This is a genomic window from Exiguobacterium sp. s191, assembly GCF_018618955.1.
Lineage (GTDB): Bacteria > Bacillota > Bacilli > Exiguobacteriales > Exiguobacteriaceae > Exiguobacterium_A > Exiguobacterium_A abrahamii.
Genome location: NZ_JACSNC010000001.1, coordinates 668245 through 689261, shown reverse-complemented (window position 1 = coordinate 689261; position 21017 = coordinate 668245). Strand labels below are relative to the sequence as shown.

The following is a 21017-nucleotide window of genomic DNA, read 5'->3' as shown; positions in this document are numbered from 1 at the left end:
GGATAGAGAGAAGTCAGGAGGAGAACGTATGGACGACTCGAATCGATTAGAAGCTCTATCCTATTTTTTGAAGACGAAAAGAGCACAGCTCAAACCGGAATCAGTGGGGCTGCCGCCTGGATCAAGAAGAAGAACGCCTGGCTTGAGAAGAGAGGAAGTCGCTCAATTAGCAGGCGTCAGCACGACATGGTACACCTGGCTAGAACAAGGACGGGATATTAAGGTATCTAGAAGCGTCTTGGACTGTATCGCCGAGGCGTTATGTCTGAAAAGGGATGAACACGAATATTTATACGATTTAGCATTAGGGACGCAAATCGTCAGTAGGAAAATCCAAGCTTCCCCTACGACCATCAGTCCGTCACTTGAAAAAATTCTGTCTGCCTTGACGACGTGTCCGACGATCGTCACGGATCGTTACTGCCATATCGTCGGCTGGAATCCGGCAGCGGCTCATGTGTTCGTAGATTTCGCGACCATTCCAGAATCACAACGTAACCTCATTCGCCTCTTGTTCTCACAGAAAGAATTTAAAGTACTTGCCGGGAACTGGGAACATTTCGCCAAAGGGTTCTTGTCCATTTTCCGTGCGTACTACGGTCAATATTCTGGTGATGAATGGTATACGTCCTTCATACAGGAGATGAGTGATACGTATCCTGAATTCAAGTCGCTATGGATGGAGAGTCAGGTCAGTAAGGCTCCGGAAATCCTGATTGAATTCCGACATGGAAAAGTCGGCAAGATGCTATTCGACTTGACCTCTCTCCAAGTACAGGGAGAAGACGACTTGCGATGTAGCATCTATACACCTGTCGAGGAATCCGGTACAGAAGAAAAACTGAAACGACTGATTTCAGCTCAGTGAATTCGAAGATCACGTCGGATTTATAACGACGGGTAGTCAGGACAAGAATAATTGGATTCGTCGTTTCGTCGAAGGGCGAATCACAACGTTCACGAAGGCAGACGAAAGGATGCTTCCACTGACATCATTGAGGCGACCATCAATCGCGTGTTGCGGGACTTACGTGACAAAGGGATTCTGGACTTAGAGGAATAGAGAGTAAACATGGATGAACTGAACTAATTTGAACTGCATTTAATAAAATTCCTACCTCATAAAGTTACATGCTTCGTATACGGTTATTGCAAAATAATTATGAGGTGATTGAATCGGTAAAAAACGCATTTTGTGAACTATTTGAATAGAACGAAGAAGTGTAACTGGTTTCTCGCGAAATATTTAAAGCATTTAGATTTTTAGATTACATCAAAGGTTTCTCATTCTATTTTAATAGAAAAATATCGTTACTAAATTAATAACCAAAATAAATTATTATTTACTTCTTTCACTTTTATTGTATTCAAAAATCGCCCACGGAAGCCATAAGACTGCTTCTGTCGCCTCGCCTAATTCATTACAATAATCTGAGTAACGATCCGCTTCTTCGAACGTATGGATTAAACCATGGCTGTTTAGTGAAGTGTTGAATTGATGATCGAAATCGCGTTCCAGTCCGTTACACAAATACGAATGAAATGATCCCGAATCAAATCCTAGCACTTCGTACCCGATTTTTTTGGAACCTTCCATGTCAGGTCTGAGATGTTGTGATACCATTTTTTCTACTCCATAAGGCTCAGGATTTTTACTACTAAAAGCCGCTATATCTTCAAGAAAATCCACTTTATACTGCTCAGGCAAACCGAGGCTGATGATGCGTATGTCAGGAAGTTGATTCAAAAAACGATCTACGAACGTTTGCGCAGCATTTAAGTTAGAGAACACTTGAGGAAACAACACATCTCCTGTCTTCCGCTGTTCTTCTATCCATTGTTCAAGTAACTGAAAGGTGGTAAGTGAGAGACCGAGTTGTTCCATATAATGGTCTTTCTTTACTTCCACGTTTCCCCATAAGATACTGATGTCAGGATAGTGTGTACAGATGCATTCACTTACGGATAGAACGGACTCAGGAACAACAGCCTTGTCCATGTATTCTTTTCGAGGAGTTGGCAGAATAAGATAATATCCCGCAGATAGGTAGCTCATAAATTGGCTCCTTGTCATGTAAAATGAATTCAATGAGTGTATGTAATGGATTTGATTCGCTAAATTGAGTAGAAAGGAAATGAAAATATGGATAAAGAACAAGAAAGAGTGCTCGTCCAATCGTTTTTCGTCAAGCGCGTTCAAGAGCGCGTTCTACATGAATTGTTCACGCCAAAAAAACGAGATATGGCGCTTCAGCGGTTAGATCACCGGTATTTAAGCATGCTGAAGAATGATTATTTGATTGAAATCAAACCACCTAATTCATGGCCAGACGATACGTATGATTTGTTGAAACAATATGGTGCACCGGATACGTGCTATTGTCTATCAGAAAACGAGCTGATTAGCGGGAAAACGTTACCTCTCCGTGAGGCACTCGAACACGCCATCGGCTTTGGATTCGCCTCGATCATTTCTTGTATTCCAGGCGAATTGGCGTATTTCGAAGCGGAGCAATCTTTCGGTCCACCACCTCGCTATTTGTTGAAGAAACCGAGCAATCGTTAATCTTCATCCTTGCATGCTTGGTTTCTAACAACTACGTCACGTGGTTGTACTCCAAAATCTTCTGAATGCATATCATCATCCTCATGTTCCTCTTAGTCTGCTTCGTATATTCCCTCTCTGAAGTCATACACTTGACTCCATATCTTAATTTTTGTGCCATTGATCGTCACCGTATCCTTCGTCCACTTCACTTCTTTTATTTCGCGACAAGGATACTCCCAGTACATTCTACGTTTTTCTCCGTCCTCATTCTCCATAATACCAAGCATCGCATAATCCACCGTCGCGCCACCATTCGCGCGGTAAAAGCGAATCGTATACGCCTGATCGGGCGAGCTACTTTTTGAGATATACTCTTCTTTTGGTACAACATTGATATCAACCAAGAAAAATAGTCGGTAGATCGTCCACACGACATATATCGAAAAACTTACACCTGCTATGATTCCCGTGATCTTCAGCTTTTTTCTCACTTTTCAAAACTCCAATTTTTACATATATTCTTTAATATTCAATCGTTTAGTCGCCCCAAAAACAAACCAACGTATTCTGATAGACAGACGCGATGCACATCTGCTTCAATAATTCTAAAAATTGATGTAGTTCCATGATTCGTTTATCTGACTGATGCATCATCCACGGCTCATTCGCATAATGATTCGCTTGATTCATCATCCACGCTTCCTTAGGTGTGCAATAGCGTTGAATAAGCAGCTCGCAAATTCCAATCAACTCGTTCACTTCTCTTGCTAAGAACAACTTATCGCCGTAAGGATCGAGATCAATCAAGAGGTCACAGCGATTGGAGGTACTTGCGAATTCTTCTCTTAAAAAGCGTTGGACGTTACTCGGAAATGGTAGAATCTCTTTTTCGTTTTCTGGCACTTCTTTTAAACTCGTACTAATCCCAAACATGATCGTCCTCCCTTATATCACCCGTCCGGATGTCATTCATAATAGTCAATGCCATCTCCTTTAGGAAGAAACGATTTTACCTTCTCTTCAGTATCAAAACAGGCTTCATTTGAAAACAGATAATAGCCCATGAAATCATGCTCCATTGTGATGAACGACATCTCTTCCGTCGCATGGATGACGGGAACGATACGTTCTTTTTTGAAAAACCACCCTTTGACTATTTTCCGTTCAAACGTCAGGAGATTCGTAAACGATAGGAAATAAAAATCGTTTACTGCCGCATACCAATACGTTTCGTCCAGCAGACGCTCAAGTTCGCTCGCATCGTTCACTTGAACGCTATAAAAGAGACTGCTCTTATCTGGTTGAATCTTTGTGTAGAACAGATTTTCCTTCTGAAAAAACGGTTCCACTTCTTCATTGGTAAAACCACCACCGAACGTGACGAATAGCGGAAAGCGATTCAGACGCGTCAAAAAATACTTCAGTACTTCATTGGAGTCATGTTGATAGTCGCGTTCCTCGTCATTCGGAAGACATCCCATCGAATAAATCGACTTAATGAAATCTAGTTGATCAATATCGAGATAGCAGTCTTTGATTACTTTTGCATGATTCGTATGTTCTTCGAGATCGATGTATAACATGGAAATCCCTCCACGCACTCTGTTTGATCCATCTACATCATTCAACTGCTTGTTTCATCAATAGAATTCAATGGTACCGTCGTCAGGAAAGATTGCTTTCACCTTGACCTCGGTATTAAAACAGGACTCATTCGAAAACAGATAATAGCCCATGAAATCATGCTCCATCGTGATGAACGACATCTCTTTTTTCGCACGAATGACGGGCACGGTACGTTCTTTTTTGAAAAACCATCCTTTGACTATTTTCCGCTCAAACGTCAGGAGATTTGTAAACGATATGAAGAAATCTTCGTTCACAGCCCCATACCAATAGGTCTCATCTAGCAACAACTCCAATTCGGTCGCATCATGTACCTGGACACTATAATACAAGTTCTTATGGGGGCGAACCTTTGTATACGATAGGTTGTGCTTTTGAAAGAACGGCTCGACCTCCTCGTCCGTAAAACCTCCACCGAACGTGACGAAAATCGGGAACCGATTGAGACGCGTCAAAAATTGTTTTAAGACTCGATTTGAATCGCCTTGATAGTCGCTTTTAGTTTCCATATCCGGTAGACACCCCATCGAATAGATGAAGTCGATTCGTTCTGGTTGATCAACGTACAAGTATCTGTCTTTGAACACTTGTGCGTGATCCACATGCTTCTCAAAATAGACATCCAACACGTTCCCTCTCCCCTCATAATCTCTCCATTACCGCTCGATTTCATCTTCTGGAAACAGTGCTTCTATTTTTTCTAATGCATCGAAATCTGTTTCATTCGAGAAGATCAGAATATTCTCGAAATCAAAGCCGGTTTTTAAAAATGTCGTCGGTTTCGTCATATCGATTACCGGCACTACTCTCTCTTTTTTGATCAACCACCGTCTGACTCTCCTCGTTTCAAACTTCAATACATCAGTGAAAGCAATCAAATAGTAGCCATTGTAGTTAGCCATTGTAATTGACTGCGTGAGTACCTGAAATAAGTCTTCTGGGCAATTCACTTCGACGGTCATATATCTTTCACGCTTAGTGATTAGGATCTCTGTATACGATAATTGTTTGTGCTTAAGCGTAGACAGCAAATCTTCTTTTTCTAAATCCGTCAGTTCATGGAATCCAAAGGAGAGATAGATTGGAAAACGATTCAACCGTGTGAATAATTGGGTTAACACTTCTTCGTCCGAAATGACTTCATCTTCCTTTGAGTCATCATTATAATATTCGAATGAAAAAATGGATTCGATTCGGTCTTGTCCTTTTAGTGTCAGATGATATTCTTTAATCGTCTTCGCATGATTTTGATGTTCTTCAATGTAAATCTGCACGTTAATCTCCTCACTTTCTCTGGATTGTCACGGTCTTCATCAGGATTCTCTATCAACGGGTGTTACACTATAAGTATGCTCTCTCCTAGCGTTCGACAACGAGACATACATAATCCAACTTAGAGGTGATTCCAATGAAAAAACTTCTGCCTTGCGCCATCTGTGGCGAACGCCACGACGAACTCCCGACTGAATATGAAACACTCGGACCGGTCTACTACGAACAAATGTCTGAGAAAGAGCAAGAAACGAAAAGCGAGATGCATGACACGTGGTGTGTCTTAGAACTGGACGGTCCACATTATTTCGTGAAGGGCATTCTTGAACTCCCGATCGCTGGACAAGACGAACCTTTCTGGTGGATTACATGGGTGAGCCTGAGTCCTGAAAACTTCGCTCGCTTCATCGAGAAGAAACGTCCTCGCATCGAGGAGCCGATGTTCGGCTGGTTTTCAAGCGATCTACCCGCTTATCCGGATACCGTCAACTTAAAAGTGATGGTCCATGATGAAGGAACCGGTCAACTTCCTTTCTTTGAACTCGAGCCGACGGATCATCCTTTGTCGATCGAATTCTATTCTGAGATGACGCTTTCCCAGGTCCATGCCATCGCAGATATCGTCTATGCACAAGAGTAAATCACCTATAATGCCGCTGATCCACAGCGGTTTTTATTATGTCTCACGTGTTTACGATCATTCATCTGTTCTACTGATATTCCCAAAATGAGCAATCTTTCCATTCGTACAAAAGTGATCGAGCATGCCAAATCGATCCGCTGCATCGCGGGTCACGATGAAGTTATAGGCCGTCATTAACGAGAATTCAGACATGAATTCCTCAAGCGTTTGCTTCGTGGGACGTGCATCTTTCGAAAATAATCCTGACGTCACTTCCTTTCGATTCAGCAAATGCAATAAATGTTCTTCCAACACCGCTTGCCAATTGGAATCGTGCAACGTCATCACGTGAATCGAATCATCATTTTCTAAAACATCCCGACCACAAAAGACGACCTCAAGCGGAAACGTGGCATTCGGTAAAACTGCATCGAAAAAGTTCTCATACTCTGTTCCAACGTCATCAAGCTCCTCATACGCGACTCCATACATCGAGACACAATCGTTCGTGACTCGGACGATTCCTTGTCCTTGTTTTTGGATAATGAGCGTCACTTCTGCTGTAGTCGCCATTTCCTGCTGTTCGATGACAAGATGTTTGAGAAATCTTTCAAGCTGTGAGTCGTCGGTCATAATCATGTGAGATCGGACCGTCCAATCTGAAAAATCGTCGATGTGTAGATTCTGTTTGAGAGGTCGGTCCAATAACTTTACTTCAACCGGATACGAATGCTGACTCACTTGAAGACGGACGAGGTCTTGCCAATCGTCGCGTGGTAGCAGTTCCCGGAACACATCGATCCAGTCGTCTCGTTCAACCAGCATCCTATTTTTATTTTTCATCTTTCATACGACCTTCTAGTTTGCTACAAAGATAGCCCACGATATGTTCATGCGTCGTCCGTTCTTCAAGATCATCATTGTCGACTAATTCATTGATTGTCTCCGAGATGACCTGCCATAATGCGGTTCCGTGATACTCTTCGTATGGTGTTCTCACTTCCTGTCCTCCTTTTATCCTCTACGGATTTCATTCGAAAAAATCTCCGTTCTTTGAAACGCAGAGATCAGATCTTCTCCAAACAACGTGATGCTACCCTCCCAGGGATGACCGAGATATCCCCAGCGAAAATCACGAGCGATGAAAAAGGAGTAATCGCCATCTGGAACTGCTGGAATCATCCAGTCTCCTTCTTCATTGCGAAGAAACGGACGTCTTGGGTCGATCCAATACCCTTGATGATTCCAATCGAGCGCCATGACGCGTTCTCCTTCAACAGTTAGCTCGATCAGAATACGTTCTAGTTCTCGTTCGATTTCTTCTCGTTTCTTATAATCCACTTCGTATATAATGAACGGACTCGGGGCACGGTATGAGGGGAAGACTGTCGTGCTCGGTGTGAACTGAAATTGTTGATCAATGACGTGCCATACCTTCTCATCCTCCAATTGCGTCATCGGAATCCAGCTCCATGGTTTACCTTCACCAATCAGATCAAACGGCGCTCCTTGAGGATATAGAACGGTGTACGCTGCTCCTTCTTGTACTGCAATTTTTGGTTCGTCTTGTACATCGCGTGCTTTCATTTCTTCAAAAATTAGTGTAATGGCTGTCTTGACATCAAGGACATAGTAAAAGATATTCGTCGTACCACTGCCGACATCTCCCCCTTCGCAGTAGCCGTTCCCCGTGTGAAGCAAACCATCATTGATTACTTCTTCCATCATGTGACGTCGCTCGAGCGCTGTTTCTTCCTGATCCTTTTCATAAGAAAACTGGACAACCAGTTCCGTATAATCGGTCTCGTTCAGCTCGCGATAGCCTTGACGTTCAAACTTCTCGATCAGCTGCAATATCTGTACACCTAATCGTTTGAAGCGCGAGACGCGCATTTGCTTTACGTTTTCTGCTTTCACCCACGCTCCAACGATTCCTTGATGTTGAACGATGAGGCGTCCCTCTGTATAGATTGTTTGGTAGAGCGTATCCGAGCCGTTTTGTTTTGTCAGTTGGATCATGAGTGGTTTCCGCTCCCTCCATCACAATGCGTTCAAGTCACGATCTTCTATGTAGCCTAAAAACGTATCTTGCAATGCACCATCTGTCTCTACGGTATCGACCGGATCTCCTGCTTCGTCAACTCGGACAAGTGCCAGTTTCGCTTCAAGCGCAGATCCATTTAGTCCTGAACTCCCATCGATGATACTAAATACATGGGAAACCGTATCGATGATCGTCTGTTCAATCATCTGTCTCATTCGTTTTTGATCCGCTTCGCTCGACTGTTGGTAAAACGCGATGCAGGCCGTATAGTCATTGACGTTTGGATCGACTTCTTCTTCATAGATGTCCTTATAATCTGCCATACCGTCCTGAACGACCGTCCGATGGACCGCTTGAACAAACTCCTCCATCTCTTGGTTCATGATTTTTCTCTCCTTTTATCAACACTTCGTAGTTCATATCTCTCATCTTGAACGCTTACCGATTACATCTATTCGTCTGAACAGTGTCTTATTCTGCCCATACCGACAAACGAGTCCGAGGATCATTATCATCAGTCACCCACTTGATTCCGGTATATCCACGTTTCATCGCATTCTCATAAAATGCTTCAGATACGTGCTGCTCCTTGCAATAGATATCGACGTACATGCAGTCATATACCAAAATCGCGATTTGACAATTGCTTTCCTGAAACCACTCATAACTTGTTCCCACTTCTTCAGTCTGACCACGTTGAAACGCAAACAATTCAGCAAAGATCAGGTAATTGCTTGGTCCCCTTAGCCATTTTGCTAATTCATGTCCTGTCGCTATCCGATCGATTGAAAACTCTTCTAAACTGTCATACAAGTCCCCATCCATGGTTTGGATCGGAAAATCAAAGTTACGAAGAAACCAGTCATACGCTTTCATCTCGATCGCACTTAATATGTCGAGCAAGACACGTCCCGGTTCATTCGGAATTTCAAACGATACGCCACGCAGACTCATCGAATTCCTTCTTTCTAAAATGTTATAAGAAGGTTGCCGTATAAAAACACTGTAGTTCCTGTTCTTCACTCGAACTTCCCCACGTGCAGATGGCATAACCTTGTGCGGTCAGTGTCGTGACCATCTCGACGACTGGCAAACCCCCACTCTCTGTTAAGCCGATGTCGAGCACCTGATCAAGTAACTCCTGACAGTGTGACGGTCGATCATGATTCGCACAAATAATGGTATACATAGCTGGTGAATCACTAATCATCTCGATGGCTGTTGTGAGCTGTTCGATGCCAAATTCAGCAATCCCAACGTAGTACGGTTCTTTTCCCACTTGAACCGGTACTTCTATTCGAGAGATGAAGCCCTCGAGCATTTCTTCTCGTTCGAGTAGACGCCACAGCTTGTAATAATCAAAGATTCTTTTGGACTGAAACTCATTTCCGACACACACTACTACATAAAAGCGATACGTGCTCAGCGCATGCTTTTTCGCTAGCTTGTCACGGAACATCTCACTACTGATTTGTTTGAATTGGACGATGTCTTCTGGAAACAAAAGCATCTCACCGACTGCACATAGACAGCGAATTGATGAACTCGCATCCGCAAGCCATTGAAAGATGCGTGTCGCATCGCTATGCTCTTCAAGATACGTTTTCATGAAGTATCTACTTTTTCATTCCCATTGACACGTTACGCTTTGATTGGTTTCAAATCGTAGATGTACGAGTTCATTTGTTTTGAGATTAGACAGTTTCAGCGAACTTTGAGCTTCATTCGTATAAGGCAATTCGAATCTGACACCTTCGATTTTCTTCAGTAAAAAATATGCCCAGTGGCGATTGTATTCATTCTCGGACAGGACATCCCATAACGCATCCTCACAATGATTCGCCTCGTAGACATATAATTTCATGACCGTGTTCTCCGCTATCACGGATAACCCTGCGAATACGGGAGGGTTTGGAATTCGCGGTTTTTGAATGACCAAGGTATAGCCCTCTTTCAGAAGGCGATCTAATTGTTCGCGGCTATCCGGAAGCTCCTCTTCGATGACGGAAGCCGGAAGTTCTCTGATGCGGATTGGCAATCCAACCTCATATTCAAAGGGATCCTCGAGTGCGAGTAAGTCTTCACGGGAATAGATTATTCTCATAAGATTATCTTCTTCCTCACATTCTTTTGTGCATTGAAATTCTAATCAGGATAGTCCTTTAAATGTGTCTCTTATTTCTTTGTTTCGTTTATATGTAGCCATCTCCATCATTAAAGTTGTTCTCGAGTTTACGTTTGTACTTGCTTCGAAGATATAATAAAAGCATCAGTCCTGTTCCAATTGATAAAATCGGAAATAGATGCGGGATATATTGCTCTTGCCGAAAACTGACATGCATTAAGAAATAATCGACGAAACAGATGACACGTAGCCACATCGGAAACTGATCTTTACTAAGAAACGCTAAGAACATCAGAGTGATACCGATACCTAATACAACAAACGGTAATATAGTGAACGGTGTCACTAACTGGAACAGACCGAGACCCAGAAGAAGATAAGCGAGCCACGACGTCCGGCGGCGAAATTTCTCACGCTCTTTCCGTCCGGGTTTCATCCCGTAAATATCATCCTGCCTGTATCCTTCAGCCTGTTTCTCAGCAATCAATTCCTTCAGTCGTCGTTTAGCTTGACGCCGAAATGTATAGCGTTCTTCAATTGAATCACTGACATCCTTATCGAGTTTCCATTGTTCGGTGACACCGTGATACATCTGGATTGTTCGACCATCCCGGTACATGAGCCAGAAATAGATGATGCCATCCACTTGTTTACTGAGCGTGACAATCATTTAATTATCATCCTTATCAATTGAATTGGTCTTCTGTAGGAGTTTTTTTAAATAGAAGCATGGTTCGGCTGTTCCGCCAGAAAATCCGTTTGATTGTATCTGTTTTGGACATAAAACAACAGGAGCGTACCTGTTCCAATCGCGAAACCTGCATATAGTCCCTCTCGGTATTCAACGTTCATGACACAGCAACTGATGAAACAAACCGTGCGTAGCCAGCCCGGTAAATAGTCTTTACTGAAAACGACCATTCCCATTTGAAGTAACGCAAGCACTGCGATGATACTTGGAGAGACGAGAAAAGGCATCACTACCAGAAACAAACCGACGCTAATCAGCAGAGACGCGAGTCCGATCATTCGACGCTTGAACGTCTGTCTTTTCTTGTTGTTCGGTGTCAGTCCGAATACGTCTTCGAATATGTATCCTTCTGTCTGTTTCTCCGAAATCCACGTATTTATCCGACGTTTCGCTTGATATCGGAACAAGTAGCGCTCTTCCATCGCTTGTTTCATATCGTCCTGACGAATCTCGTCCATGACACCGTGATACGTATACAATTTTCGTCCATCGCGATAGATGAGCCAGACGGACGTCATTCCATCGACTTGTTTACGAAGCGTCCGAATCATGTTAACCCTCCAGATCTGCTAGGACATCTTCTGGATCCAGCTCAAGTCCGACGAGCTCCGGTCCCCAATCCAAGCCACAATACAGTCCGTCGTTAATCATGCTCGGTAACCAGCCATTCATGTACAAATCCAGGTCTAAGCGAATCAGATGATAGTTCGCCCATTCCTTCGTCTGCAGTGCTTTTGCCGCCGCTTCCGTCGAAAAGAATAATAGGACGTCTGTTTCCTCTTGATTCGACGGACAGTACGCCCAGCCCGACTGTTCCAACTTCGATAGACCATAGACAGCTCTCGTTTCAAGAACCGTCTCTAAGAAAAGTTCTGCTTGTTCCGCGCTCTGTTCCTTTTTTATAAACATTTTAAGTGTCGGTGCTATCGGAAACAGCTCTTGTTCCTCATGATCCCATAAGACGATTGTCTCTTTGTCCGGGAGCTGATATCCGAGTTCGTCACCTGTTCCGTCCGCCGCAATCCGCAAGAACCCTTCTGGATACTCTTCTGTATCTGTCAAATTGACACGAACAAGGTCATCCCATGTCTGCTTGATATAATGCTCGTCCTTGATCGGATGAAACTCCCATTCGCCAACGCTGAATTTGTTTTCGTGCTTGTATCTATTTCGTAGTTCTTTCGGAAGCTCGAAGCCGAGTACTGCCTCTACTTCTTGTAGTCTCTCTTCCTTAACGCCAGGTAATCCACTTTGATATGTCATTCTGTATGACTCCTTTGATCTTAAATTAAATTATTTGTAGGTATTTAGTGCATAATCAATCTGAATAATCCGTTGGTAAAATCGCTTTTAGCTGATCGACGGTTTGAAAGGCATCTCCATTCGAAAACCACATGAAACCGAGCGCATCATGCGATGGAAGGATAAACGGCAATCTATCACGTGCATCAATTACATGCGTGTATTTCGCTTCTTTAAAAATCCATTTTCCAGAGGTTTTTAATTCAAATGTGGGTCGAGCGAACGTGATGAGGAACGTTTCACTATAAGCAGCTCGAAAGAAGGATTTTTTTAAGACGAAACACAGATCATTCGCATTCAACACTTCGATACAACAATAAAAACTGGTACGTCGCTGATCGCCTTCGTACCGGAGATGTTCGTGGCAAACGAATGGTCGCAATTTTAAACGCTCTAAGAGGTCCATTTCATTTTCTCGAATCTCATCAAAATTAGTCGTGATATATAAAGGAAAATGATTGAAGCGAACCAGCGTGTCATATAATACTGCCTCCGTCAATTCACTGGTAAAACTGCCTACTGTATGGTCATAACACATGATTTCGTAGATAGTTTGCAATGGACCAAGCACGTTGATTTCGGATGTCTGAAGCATACGTTGGATACTCTTCGACAGAAAAGAATATTCGTCGATTGTCAGCTCGTTCATACTGTTCCTCCTAACTGTGTCGTCATCGTTCAATTTTTCCGGTTAGAATTCTTTCCTGTGGGATAAAGTCCGGTCAAACGTCTGCCGTAATGAACTTTTGCCTGCCCCATTCGGATTTTCTTCAGATTAAACTGGTCCTTGAAATAATCAATGACGGGTTCAACGATAAAAGACGGCTCCAAGATATGAAGGACGAATTCGATCGCTTCTGGACCATATTCATCTTCAACAAAATACCCATTTCCGATTTCAAAAAGAAATTCATTGAGGTCTTCTTCAATGCTCGAACGACGCTCAAAGATGACGTCATACTCTGTATCCTGACAAAAGATCTCGACGACAACTTCGTGGTAATCCGCTTCTTGGACGACCGAGTATCCGTCCTTTTCTTTTTCAGCTACGAGTTCTCGGATATAGGCATCTAGATTAAAAAAGCGCGAGAACTTTTGCTCGCTCATTGGTTCTTTCAATCTCTCTCCCATGATGCCGTGAAACGTGTAGAGTGTCCGTCCATTCTTTTCGAACAGCCAAAAATGATTCTGATCGTTCATTGGTTTGATGAGTTGCATGAAGTTCCCTCCACTCTTATAGATCTGCGAACAATTCGCCATTCAGCTGGCGAATCACCGTATCGTTCGGTAACTGTTGTCGTAGTCGTTTCGCCCAGTCCGTCCGAAGATCATAAGCGAAGTGTTCTTCGTTCGATAGCAGATAAAGCATTGTTCCATCATGGCCGACAATCACGACGGTCGTATCTTCCGGATAAACGAACCGATCTTCTAAGACACGTGTTTTTCGGTACGTCGTTTCGACCTCTTGTTGAATCGACAAGCGATTGGAATACGAAAACATGAACAGTTCGTTCATCGACGCAACTCTATAAGCGTGTTCAAGGATGAGTTCGAGCATCCTAGCATTTTCAATCTTTACCGTGAAAAAATGACTCTCACTTGTCGATGTTCGTTTTCCACGTAACCAACCGTTCGTTTGTTTCTGTCTAGACAAGACATGTGAAGTGAACGACATATGATGTTGCGAGAAAAAAGCCCTGTTGTCTTTGTCTTCCTCTTCAAAAGCAAAAAAGGTCGCGTAGATCGGAAAACGATTTTGATGATTTAGAAAATCAAACAGGAAAGTTTCATTTTGATCTGTATCGCCTTGTTCTCCCGATTCAACACTCATGTGATACGCTTTCGCTAGCGGTCCATTTAGTACTAATGGTCGTTGGATATCGTCTTCAAAAAGGGCGTCGGTAATTTCGCATTCGCAAACGAATACCTCCCTGTTAAAAATCGATTCTTCAATTTCTTCATTGTCTCCCACGAGCGGATGTCGTTTTAAATTAAGCAGCTGCATCTCAATTTCATATAACATCTCATTAAATTCCTCAGTACCGTATTTTTCGATGTAAGCGACTTCCGAAGCAAAGATGGGTACGAACCAGACTGGTAACACCGTCTCCGGTTCCCCGAATGCCGCGTTCCCTTTATAGACTTGAAATGATTCTTCAAAGTAGAACGGTGTCGTCACGTATAGGGCAGCGAAGCCGTACTTTGATAACAACCCATCTGGCATCGGTAAGTACTCGCCTAAATCATAAGCGTGTCCAGTCTTTAATGCTTCCAGCGTCAAGCGATAGATCAATTCAATTAAATCCGATTCGGCCTCTTGTTGCATGACAGATAGCATCACTTCTTGATGGACAACGGCACCGTTCTCGAATTGCAATGGGTGGTGCAATAATCCAAGTGATGTCACGGTATTCGCATTCGCAAACGGTGCATTTTGAAACTGTAACAATTGAATCGCATGACCTTGTAATTCTTCCATCTCAAGATGACCTGTATTTTCACCACAATGGGCTTCTAAGTGTTCTATGTAATTCATATTTTTATATCCTCATTTCATGACATCAAAAAATGTCATTTTCAATAAATATCTTCTACCATATATTATATATTTCATAATACAATTTTGGGATTTTTTATTTTTTCCTAATACGAGTATCGTGACATCTGAAAACGACAAAAAATGACTCCGGTTCAATACCGAAGCCATCTCATAGCAATGTAAAAAGATAAAGCGACTTTTTAAAATGTTCATCCGTTAGGCTTCACTCACATGTACCGTTTTCGTTTGTAGGACTTTCCTTCGATCCATGTCCAAATCCGAATTGATAGGTAAACATCAATTATGCCAATGATTAACGCAACGACAATCATGAGAACACCATTATTACCAGAAACGAATAGAGGGTGTAAAATTGTAAAAGTAATACTCAAAAGAATTGGCAATGTGATACCCATCCATACAGAATTAAACAATAGTGCCTTCCACATCCACATCATCCTTTTATGTGTAATAGTTGGTCTAAGTGTAGCATCTAGTGAGCAGAAGAATAGAATTGCATGTTAAGAGCGACTCTATGTCGCAATCACTTGATAAAAAATAATGCTTTCTTTAAGCCTTTATTTTTTGTTGCTTAACCAAAACAGAGTCATCATTCTTCCGATAAATTTTGGTTCGTAATCTATCTCCCACTGTGTTTATGATGATGTCGATCGTATTCTCATTTTCCCAATACAATTCATATCCATATAAAGAGATAGGGTTCAATATACTTCTTAACGGTATAATGACTGATTGCGGTAATTCAAATATACATCCATCATATAGGCTTTTCCGAGACTTCATATCAGTAATCATTAGAAACAAATTTAGATTTACAGGTGTCAATTTTGCTTTTAGAGTAGCTCTCATTGTTTTCGTTTTGTTATTTTTCCTGCCTATGTTCTGTACGAATATAAAGTTCTGTTCATACACATAATTTTCTATTTTATTTAATTCATCATCGGTTATACATTCTCGGAATATTGAATGTCTAATTCCTTCTAATAAAGTACTCAACGTTTCTTTTAAAAAATCTAAATTCTTTTTTGACTTTAATTCCTCCATCTTAGTTTCTTTAAAATAATATTCGCGTCCTTCACCATTTTCACTTCTGATTTTTAGTTTTTCTTCTTCTGTTAAACTTTCATAAAAAATAACATAAAGCGAACTGTATTTCGGAAATTGTACCTTTAATTTTTTCAACATCCTTTGAAACATAAAGATCAATGGTTCATTTTTTGGATCAAAATAGTTAATATCCAACTTATTATTTGCATTTTTCTCAATATATAACACTTCGAGTTCTAACATGATTTTCACCTCTCTTAAAAGCTGTAATGATATGGTGGTTTCAACTTATATCTTAAGGCACTTTTTACTGATCTAGACGAAAAATATGCCTCAATTGGATTGAACGGATGTATAAGTACGGGTATTTCCATTTAAATTTTTTCTTCAAGATCTCTATATATCAAAATCCAATTCAGTTGATATATTCCATTTTGATTACAATTCAAAATTAACACGTTTATATGTAAGCGTTATCATTATACTGTAAACGATACTAATTCTTTGTTTAGGAGTTGAATCGAATGGATACGATCATCAGTCATTATTCGAAATTCAAATGTCCGCGTTGTCGCGAGAAATTCAAAGATGAGATCCTTATTGAAGATTTACATAGTGTATCGTACGAGGAGCGACGTTTAGGTGTTGAAATCCAGTATGATTTCTCTTCGGAAGTCGCTTGTCCGAACTGCCACCATCAATGGCTCATCGAAGGAAACGTCTGGGAGTATCCTGAAGGCGTCATCGATGCGATTGAACTATAATATGCCTATTGGCACTTCCTTATTTCTCAAGTACGTTACATATGAAGGGTTGCCTTAATGTACACTATCGGTAATACAAAACGTGTACTTCGGAGGTGTTCGTACTTGAAAATAAAACTTTTATCTTTCCTACTTTTTTCGATCGTCTGCCTAGCAGGATGTAGCGATTACGATCAAGATGGAAATACGACGAGTGAGAAAGCAAAACAGAAATATGACGCAGCCATCAATCAAGTCTTCAAATCTGAAAATCAGTACTTGAAGCAGCAACAGGTCGATCGACAACTAAAGCGAAATTCTGGAGAAACGGGCGTCATCGTCTATGAGGATCAAAATCTCATTGAAATCTATTACGACCAATCATCTGGAGGAGAAAGAGCCATTTATCAGAAAAAAGGATCTACTTACGCGCGGAAGACGTATACGAAACAAATCAGCCGTAAAATCGATGACTCTGAAAAAAAATATCTTGAGAACATTGGAATCAAGTAATTTCAATTTTTTATGACCGCGTTTAAATGGTCGATGACTCCCTTCTTTAGATTGGGTCATCGCCCTTTTTTGTATTTTCTCACTTTTCTTACGCTTGAGAGCATCCATTTTGTGGTACAGTTCAAATGGTATTTTTTAAAATATTTTCTTTAAGGTGGGAATTACTGTTGGGAAAAATTGTTTCAATCATCATTCCTGTATACAATAAAGCGACGTATCTCTCGACGTGTATCGCGTCGATTCAGGCACTCACGCTTGACCATTCAACGATGGAAGCGATTTTCGTTGATGACGGTTCGACCGACGAGTCGTTATCGATTCTCCAAACGGCTGCAGAAACGATGGATTTCATTCGCATCATTGAACTCCCCGAAAATACGGGAAGTCCTGCCCATCCGCGAAACGTCGGAATCGAAGAGGCGACAGGTAGATACGTCACGTTCTTAGATGCTGATGACCGCCTCGATCCGGTTGGATTCCCTCAGCTCGTCGCACAAGCCGCTTCGAACGATGCCGATATCGCATTCGGTCAAACGATCAAACATACCGACACGTCGATTCAAAAAGTCGGGCGGTTCGCATCGTTCACGACTGCCAATCAGCTCGTGCCGTATGAAATCGATAAAGTATTTCGCGCGGTTGGACCGCCGGGGAAAATCCTGAAGCGCTCCGTCTTGATCGAGCATAACATCCGGTTCAGCCCGATGCAGTTCGGTGAAGATAAACTTTTCTTCTTCGAAGCTATCTCCAAATGTCAGACGGCTTCAATGAATCCGGCACCTGTCTATCACGTCAACCGATTTGCGATGAATGATTCGTTAGTCGGACAGACGAGCATCTTCGAGAAGACGACTTTTAATTTACAGGTGCTTGAGAAAACGCTTGAACTGGATATTCCGACAGTCGCCAAGACCCATACCTTGAGCCGTCTGATCGAGATGGATTTCCTCTCCCGTCTGTTCAACAACAAACGGTTCCTCGAGCATCCGCAACAGCAGACTTTCTTTGATTTATTCGGTGAAATGATCACCATCTTTGAACGTCATGGTGCAGATCCAGCCGATTTCATTTTCGATGACATCTTCCAAAAGCAGTACGCCTTGCTGCAGCAACAAGATTATGACAGCTTCGTCACCTTCATCACGCTACTCGTCCAAAAACATAAAGCCCGGCGCTATGTATCGGAGAACCGTCTTTATTATAGAATGCCGGAATCACTACACCATCTCGGACCTGTCCTTGAGCCGTTCTTTGCCACGTATGCAGGCACACGTCTTGTTGATGGTGTCTTCTATGAAGTCGTACAATTACTCAAAGACGACACGGCTTCGGTCGATCAAGTTCTCTTAATCGCGCCTAACGATGAAGCAACGGAAACCGCCGTTCCGTTCCATATCGAAGGGACTGAATTATTCATTTCGACGGAGGCACTCGAACGACAGTCACATCCATTCCAATTGATGCTGATCCATGACGACTATCATCCGTTCGTCGTCCGGATGACGTTACCGAGTAGTGTCAATGGGATGCATCTGCATTACCAGCAACTTAAAGTCGAATTTCGTCCAGCGGAACCTAAATCACCGTTACAGAAAATCGATGCGACGAAGTATCATGTCGATGCACCGACGCAAGTCGTTGTACTCGAGAAGGCTTTCTTGTATGACGATCTGGAATTCGAGCATAAGCAGACAGCACTTGAAGTCGGGCAATTGCTGACGATTTCCGATCTTCAGTTGACACTGGTCGGCACACCACGACTCGTCACGGTTGACGGTGCTTACGTCACGGCAAACAAAAAATACATCCATCTTCCGCCTATGATTGATGACGAGACGTATCTGACTGATCTTCCGACAACAGTGCGGATTTTGAAGACATGTAAACAGTACGCTGATCGTGACTTTAAAAATGAATTACCAACGAAAAATACACCGGATACGATTCTTCCAATTGAGAAGGTCGTCCTATCATCAAAAGGAACACCACGCTTGAAAACGGCTCATGATACGTATATCACCGCCAATCGGTCATTCGTTCAACCCATTCATGAAGCTTAACGATCCGCCTAGGGACATCTTCATTTCATCCCTAGGTTCCTTATTATTCCAACATTGTATGCTATAGTATGGGCAAGGTTCACCAAAGAGATTCACATTTCATGATGCTCATTAAAATTGTAAGCGCTATATAAGGAGATGCCCTATGAAACGAGATTTGTTTTTTACATTGAATACGTTAGCGACCCAGCGTGGCGGTTTATCAAAAGCAGTCATTAAACGAGCGAACGCGATCATCACGGCTGATCCGGAGCGAAACGTGACGCTCGTGACGTTAGGGATTTAACCGAATCTTGAAACGATTCGTCAAGAGATGGTCGAGGCACGGTTGCTTGATCCTCGCATCCAAGTCGTCAACGTCATTAATTTTTTAGCACGTCGCCAGGCAGACAAACGGTCCGTCGTCTCTTCGAAAGCCGAATTGATTCCACGCTGGGAAAAGCGGTATACGTTGTTCCTCGATGCGAGTCGCGGCGAAAAAGATTCGTATCGGTTGTTCGACAATGGTACATACGTCCAGTACGCCCGGTTTGATACTAACGGTCAGCTTAGCTTCATCGATTATTTTTCAGAGAATCGTCATCGCCTGCGCCGCGAAGAATACTTGGACAACGGGCAGTTGGTGCAGACGATCCAGTATTCGTTTACGTCGAACAAGCCGGTCTCTCGCTCCTTCTTCCATAGTGACGGGACGTGTTATTTGACGATTTGGCACAAAATCAACTCAGCGGACTGGAGTCATCTGTTTTATTTCGAAGCCGGTCAGGAAAAACAGTTCAATGATCCGGCGACCTTTAATACGTTCGTCTTGAACAAACTGTTAGGTCAGCATGACGCGGGCCTGATCTCATCCGAATACCGGGATCGTCTTGCCAACCTACCGAAAAAGAATTTAGACGCGGTCATCTTGGACATCAAGCATCCGAATATCAAAAAAATCGCCTTCGGGCACAGCAATCACTTCGTCTCCCCCTTCAACGAGACGGCAACGGTCAGCGGTGTGTGGGATACGTTATTTGGTCGCATCGACGAGTGGGATCGAGTCATCACGGCAACCCCTCGGCAACAAGCACATATGACCGATCAGTTCGGTCATCCGGAGACGTTCCATGCGATTCCACACGGTGTCGGTGCGGTGCCGGAAGCGGATTACATGGTCCTTCCTGAACCTGATCCGAATCGGTTCATCGTTGTCTCGCGCATCCAAATCAAAAAGGATGTCGCCGCCAGTATCCGTATCATGCGAAAGATCGTCGACCAGCATCCGAATGCTTTCCTTGATTTCTATGGCTTCGGTTACAACGATCAGCTCGAAAAGGATCTCCACGCTTTGATCAAGGAACTGTCACTGACGAAACAGATCCGATTCAACGGATTCATCACGAACATTCAAGACGCCTATCATGGTGCCATCGCGACGATCTTCACGTCGCAATCCGAAGGGTTCGGGATGGCGATCCTTGAGAGTATGGGGCACGGTGTTCCGGTCATCGCCTATGACATCTGTTATGGTCCGCGTGAAATCATCGCGCACGGGACGACCGGTTATATCGTTCCACCCGGTGACACGTCAGCTTTTGCAGAAGCAGCAATCCGCTTGATGGAGCAGCCCGTTCTACGCCGTCAAATGGGGGAAGCCGCCCTGCACTCGATCAACCGGTTTTCTGATGAGCTCTTTACGACAAACTGGTTAACGCTTTTAAGTGAGCTCGACTAATCGGTTATTGACCTTCTCCTCTGTGAGAAGGTTTTTTTCGTCTACCCACCAAAGTCCATATTGTTTTTCAAAATTTGGGATGTTTTA

General features: G+C 42.8%; 28 protein-coding genes. 8 read left to right on the top strand and 20 right to left on the bottom strand.

Going from position 1 to position 21017, the window contains the following annotated elements; all coding sequences use genetic code 11:
- The first annotated feature begins 28 nt into the window (after positions 1–28).
- A complete protein-coding gene (locus KNQ09_RS03565) occupies positions 29–868 on the top strand; it encodes a helix-turn-helix transcriptional regulator (protein WP_214749492.1) in 840 nt (279 codons plus the stop codon).
- 471 nt (positions 869–1339) lie between these two features.
- Here the strand turns inward: KNQ09_RS03565 and KNQ09_RS03560 are convergent, their stop codons facing one another.
- Positions 1340–2056: a hypothetical protein gene (locus tag KNQ09_RS03560; protein WP_251138085.1), complete on the bottom strand. Its 717-nt coding sequence runs from the start codon at positions 2054–2056 to the stop codon at positions 1340–1342.
- 87 nt (positions 2057–2143) lie between these two features.
- Between KNQ09_RS03560 and KNQ09_RS03555 the strand changes: the two genes are divergently transcribed.
- Positions 2144–2566: a hypothetical protein gene (locus KNQ09_RS03555; protein WP_023468065.1), complete on the top strand. Its 423-nt coding sequence runs from the start codon at positions 2144–2146 to the stop codon at positions 2564–2566.
- A gap of 92 nt (positions 2567–2658) precedes the next feature.
- Here the strand turns inward: KNQ09_RS03555 and KNQ09_RS03550 are convergent, their stop codons facing one another.
- From KNQ09_RS03550 to KNQ09_RS03530, 5 genes are read right to left on the bottom strand one after another with little or no spacing between them, the layout of a single operon-like run.
- Positions 2659–3039, bottom strand: coding sequence for a DUF5412 family protein (locus KNQ09_RS03550; protein WP_149427212.1), 381 nt, complete (start codon positions 3037–3039; stop codon positions 2659–2661).
- Positions 3040–3085: 46 nt separating this feature from the next.
- Positions 3086–3481, bottom strand: coding sequence for a hypothetical protein (locus tag KNQ09_RS03545; protein ID WP_214857437.1), 396 nt, complete (start codon positions 3479–3481; stop codon positions 3086–3088).
- Between the two features lie 32 nt (positions 3482–3513).
- Positions 3514–4131, bottom strand: a complete 618-nt coding sequence (locus tag KNQ09_RS03540; RefSeq protein WP_214857435.1) for a hypothetical protein — start codon at positions 4129–4131, stop codon at positions 3514–3516.
- A gap of 57 nt (positions 4132–4188) precedes the next feature.
- Positions 4189–4803, bottom strand: coding sequence for a hypothetical protein (locus tag KNQ09_RS03535; RefSeq protein ID WP_214857433.1), 615 nt, complete (start codon positions 4801–4803; stop codon positions 4189–4191).
- Between the two features lie 27 nt (positions 4804–4830).
- Positions 4831–5448, bottom strand: coding sequence for a hypothetical protein (locus KNQ09_RS03530; RefSeq protein WP_214857431.1), 618 nt, complete (start codon positions 5446–5448; stop codon positions 4831–4833).
- A gap of 134 nt (positions 5449–5582) precedes the next feature.
- On the opposite strand from KNQ09_RS03530, the gene KNQ09_RS03525 reads away from it, so the two are divergent.
- Entirely contained in the window at positions 5583–6086 is a 504-nt protein-coding gene (locus KNQ09_RS03525; RefSeq protein ID WP_064300024.1) for a DUF2199 domain-containing protein, read from the top strand.
- Between the two features lie 57 nt (positions 6087–6143).
- On the opposite strand, the gene KNQ09_RS03520 is transcribed toward KNQ09_RS03525, so the two are convergent.
- The 14 genes from KNQ09_RS03520 to KNQ09_RS03455 all read right to left on the bottom strand — a co-directional run bounded on the left by KNQ09_RS03520 (position 6144) and on the right by KNQ09_RS03455 (position 16140).
- Positions 6144–6893: a hypothetical protein gene (locus KNQ09_RS03520; protein WP_214857429.1), complete on the bottom strand. Its 750-nt coding sequence runs from the start codon at positions 6891–6893 to the stop codon at positions 6144–6146.
- A gap of 7 nt (positions 6894–6900) precedes the next feature.
- Positions 6901–7068 carry a hypothetical protein gene (locus KNQ09_RS03515; protein ID WP_214808416.1) on the bottom strand — a complete coding sequence of 56 codons (168 nt, stop codon included), beginning with the start codon at positions 7066–7068 and terminating at the stop codon, positions 6901–6903.
- Positions 7069–7082: 14 nt separating this feature from the next.
- Positions 7083–8087, bottom strand: coding sequence for a DUF2716 domain-containing protein (locus KNQ09_RS03510; RefSeq protein WP_214857427.1), 1005 nt, complete (start codon positions 8085–8087; stop codon positions 7083–7085).
- A 21-nt stretch (positions 8088–8108) separates the two neighbouring features.
- Positions 8109–8495: a hypothetical protein gene (locus tag KNQ09_RS03505; RefSeq protein ID WP_058705264.1), complete on the bottom strand. Its 387-nt coding sequence runs from the start codon at positions 8493–8495 to the stop codon at positions 8109–8111.
- Positions 8496–8583: 88 nt separating this feature from the next.
- Positions 8584–9066 carry a DUF2691 family protein gene (locus KNQ09_RS03500; RefSeq protein ID WP_064300026.1) on the bottom strand — a complete coding sequence of 161 codons (483 nt, stop codon included), beginning with the start codon at positions 9064–9066 and terminating at the stop codon, positions 8584–8586.
- 22 nt (positions 9067–9088) lie between these two features.
- The gene (locus tag KNQ09_RS03495; protein WP_214857425.1) at positions 9089–9721 is read right to left on the bottom strand and encodes a hypothetical protein; all 633 of its coding nucleotides are present in this window, start codon (positions 9719–9721) and stop codon (positions 9089–9091) included.
- Positions 9722–9736: 15 nt separating this feature from the next.
- Complete coding sequence (locus tag KNQ09_RS03490; RefSeq protein WP_214857423.1) at positions 9737–10216, bottom strand: hypothetical protein; 480 nt, start codon at positions 10214–10216, stop codon at positions 9737–9739.
- Between the two features lie 88 nt (positions 10217–10304).
- Entirely contained in the window at positions 10305–10907 is a 603-nt protein-coding gene (locus KNQ09_RS03485; protein ID WP_214857421.1) for a hypothetical protein, read from the bottom strand.
- A gap of 47 nt (positions 10908–10954) precedes the next feature.
- Positions 10955–11539: a hypothetical protein gene (locus KNQ09_RS03480; protein WP_214857419.1), complete on the bottom strand. Its 585-nt coding sequence runs from the start codon at positions 11537–11539 to the stop codon at positions 10955–10957.
- A gap of 1 nt (position 11540) precedes the next feature.
- Positions 11541–12251, bottom strand: a complete 711-nt coding sequence (locus KNQ09_RS03475; RefSeq protein WP_214857417.1) for a DUF2750 domain-containing protein — start codon at positions 12249–12251, stop codon at positions 11541–11543.
- A gap of 55 nt (positions 12252–12306) precedes the next feature.
- Entirely contained in the window at positions 12307–12939 is a 633-nt protein-coding gene (locus KNQ09_RS03470) for a hypothetical protein (protein ID WP_214857415.1), read from the bottom strand.
- A 29-nt stretch (positions 12940–12968) separates the two neighbouring features.
- The gene (locus KNQ09_RS03465) at positions 12969–13508 is read right to left on the bottom strand and encodes a hypothetical protein (protein WP_214857413.1); all 540 of its coding nucleotides are present in this window, start codon (positions 13506–13508) and stop codon (positions 12969–12971) included.
- 16 nt (positions 13509–13524) lie between these two features.
- On the bottom strand, positions 13525–14826 hold the full coding sequence (locus tag KNQ09_RS03460; protein WP_214857411.1) for a suppressor of fused domain protein: 1302 nt from the start codon (positions 14824–14826) through the stop codon (positions 13525–13527).
- Between the two features lie 573 nt (positions 14827–15399).
- Positions 15400–16140 carry a hypothetical protein gene (locus KNQ09_RS03455; RefSeq protein WP_214769624.1) on the bottom strand — a complete coding sequence of 247 codons (741 nt, stop codon included), beginning with the start codon at positions 16138–16140 and terminating at the stop codon, positions 15400–15402.
- Positions 16141–16421: 281 nt separating this feature from the next.
- On the opposite strand from KNQ09_RS03455, the gene KNQ09_RS03450 reads away from it, so the two are divergent.
- The 5 genes from KNQ09_RS03450 to KNQ09_RS03430 all read left to right on the top strand — a co-directional run bounded on the left by KNQ09_RS03450 (position 16422) and on the right by KNQ09_RS03430 (position 20930).
- Complete coding sequence (locus KNQ09_RS03450) at positions 16422–16661, top strand: hypothetical protein (protein WP_214769623.1); 240 nt, start codon at positions 16422–16424, stop codon at positions 16659–16661.
- 105 nt (positions 16662–16766) lie between these two features.
- A complete protein-coding gene (locus tag KNQ09_RS03445) occupies positions 16767–17153 on the top strand; it encodes a hypothetical protein (RefSeq protein ID WP_214769620.1) in 387 nt (128 codons plus the stop codon).
- A 167-nt stretch (positions 17154–17320) separates the two neighbouring features.
- On the top strand, positions 17321–19213 hold the full coding sequence (locus KNQ09_RS03440; protein WP_214857409.1) for a glycosyltransferase family 2 protein: 1893 nt from the start codon (positions 17321–17323) through the stop codon (positions 19211–19213).
- A gap of 145 nt (positions 19214–19358) precedes the next feature.
- A complete protein-coding gene (locus tag KNQ09_RS03435) occupies positions 19359–19499 on the top strand; it encodes a hypothetical protein (RefSeq protein WP_214857408.1) in 141 nt (46 codons plus the stop codon).
- 27 nt (positions 19500–19526) lie between these two features.
- Complete coding sequence (locus KNQ09_RS03430) at positions 19527–20930, top strand: glycosyltransferase (protein ID WP_214857407.1); 1404 nt, start codon at positions 19527–19529, stop codon at positions 20928–20930.
- Positions 20931–21017 lie beyond the last annotated feature (87 nt).

Bases quoted from the DNA above. Each gene is read 5' to 3' on its own strand.
- KNQ09_RS03565 (WP_214749492.1), top strand. From the start codon at position 29: ATGGACGACTCGAATCGATTAGAAGCTCTATCCTATTTTTTGAAGACG.
- KNQ09_RS03560 (WP_251138085.1), bottom strand. From the start codon at position 2,056: ATGAGCTACCTATCTGCGGGATATTATCTTATTCTGCCAACTCCTCGA.
- KNQ09_RS03555 (WP_023468065.1), top strand. From the start codon at position 2,144: ATGGATAAAGAACAAGAAAGAGTGCTCGTCCAATCGTTTTTCGTCAAG.
- KNQ09_RS03545 (WP_214857437.1), bottom strand. From the start codon at position 3,481: ATGTTTGGGATTAGTACGAGTTTAAAAGAAGTGCCAGAAAACGAAAAA.
- KNQ09_RS03540 (WP_214857435.1), bottom strand. From the start codon at position 4,131: ATGTTATACATCGATCTCGAAGAACATACGAATCATGCAAAAGTAATC.
- KNQ09_RS03525 (WP_064300024.1), top strand. From the start codon at position 5,583: ATGAAAAAACTTCTGCCTTGCGCCATCTGTGGCGAACGCCACGACGAA.
- KNQ09_RS03520 (WP_214857429.1), bottom strand. From the start codon at position 6,893: ATGCTGGTTGAACGAGACGACTGGATCGATGTGTTCCGGGAACTGCTA.
- KNQ09_RS03510 (WP_214857427.1), bottom strand. From the start codon at position 8,087: ATGATCCAACTGACAAAACAAAACGGCTCGGATACGCTCTACCAAACA.
- KNQ09_RS03505 (WP_058705264.1), bottom strand. From the start codon at position 8,495: ATGAACCAAGAGATGGAGGAGTTTGTTCAAGCGGTCCATCGGACGGTC.
- KNQ09_RS03500 (WP_064300026.1), bottom strand. From the start codon at position 9,066: ATGAGTCTGCGTGGCGTATCGTTTGAAATTCCGAATGAACCGGGACGT.
- KNQ09_RS03495 (WP_214857425.1), bottom strand. From the start codon at position 9,721: ATGAAAACGTATCTTGAAGAGCATAGCGATGCGACACGCATCTTTCAA.
- KNQ09_RS03490 (WP_214857423.1), bottom strand. From the start codon at position 10,216: ATGAGAATAATCTATTCCCGTGAAGACTTACTCGCACTCGAGGATCCC.
- KNQ09_RS03485 (WP_214857421.1), bottom strand. From the start codon at position 10,907: ATGATTGTCACGCTCAGTAAACAAGTGGATGGCATCATCTATTTCTGG.
- KNQ09_RS03480 (WP_214857419.1), bottom strand. From the start codon at position 11,539: ATGATTCGGACGCTTCGTAAACAAGTCGATGGAATGACGTCCGTCTGG.
- KNQ09_RS03475 (WP_214857417.1), bottom strand. From the start codon at position 12,251: ATGACATATCAAAGTGGATTACCTGGCGTTAAGGAAGAGAGACTACAA.
- KNQ09_RS03470 (WP_214857415.1), bottom strand. From the start codon at position 12,939: ATGAACGAGCTGACAATCGACGAATATTCTTTTCTGTCGAAGAGTATC.
- KNQ09_RS03465 (WP_214857413.1), bottom strand. From the start codon at position 13,508: ATGCAACTCATCAAACCAATGAACGATCAGAATCATTTTTGGCTGTTC.
- KNQ09_RS03460 (WP_214857411.1), bottom strand. From the start codon at position 14,826: ATGAATTACATAGAACACTTAGAAGCCCATTGTGGTGAAAATACAGGT.
- KNQ09_RS03455 (WP_214769624.1), bottom strand. From the start codon at position 16,140: ATGTTAGAACTCGAAGTGTTATATATTGAGAAAAATGCAAATAATAAG.
- KNQ09_RS03450 (WP_214769623.1), top strand. From the start codon at position 16,422: ATGGATACGATCATCAGTCATTATTCGAAATTCAAATGTCCGCGTTGT.
- KNQ09_RS03435 (WP_214857408.1), top strand. From the start codon at position 19,359: ATGAAACGAGATTTGTTTTTTACATTGAATACGTTAGCGACCCAGCGT.
- KNQ09_RS03430 (WP_214857407.1), top strand. From the start codon at position 19,527: ATGGTCGAGGCACGGTTGCTTGATCCTCGCATCCAAGTCGTCAACGTC.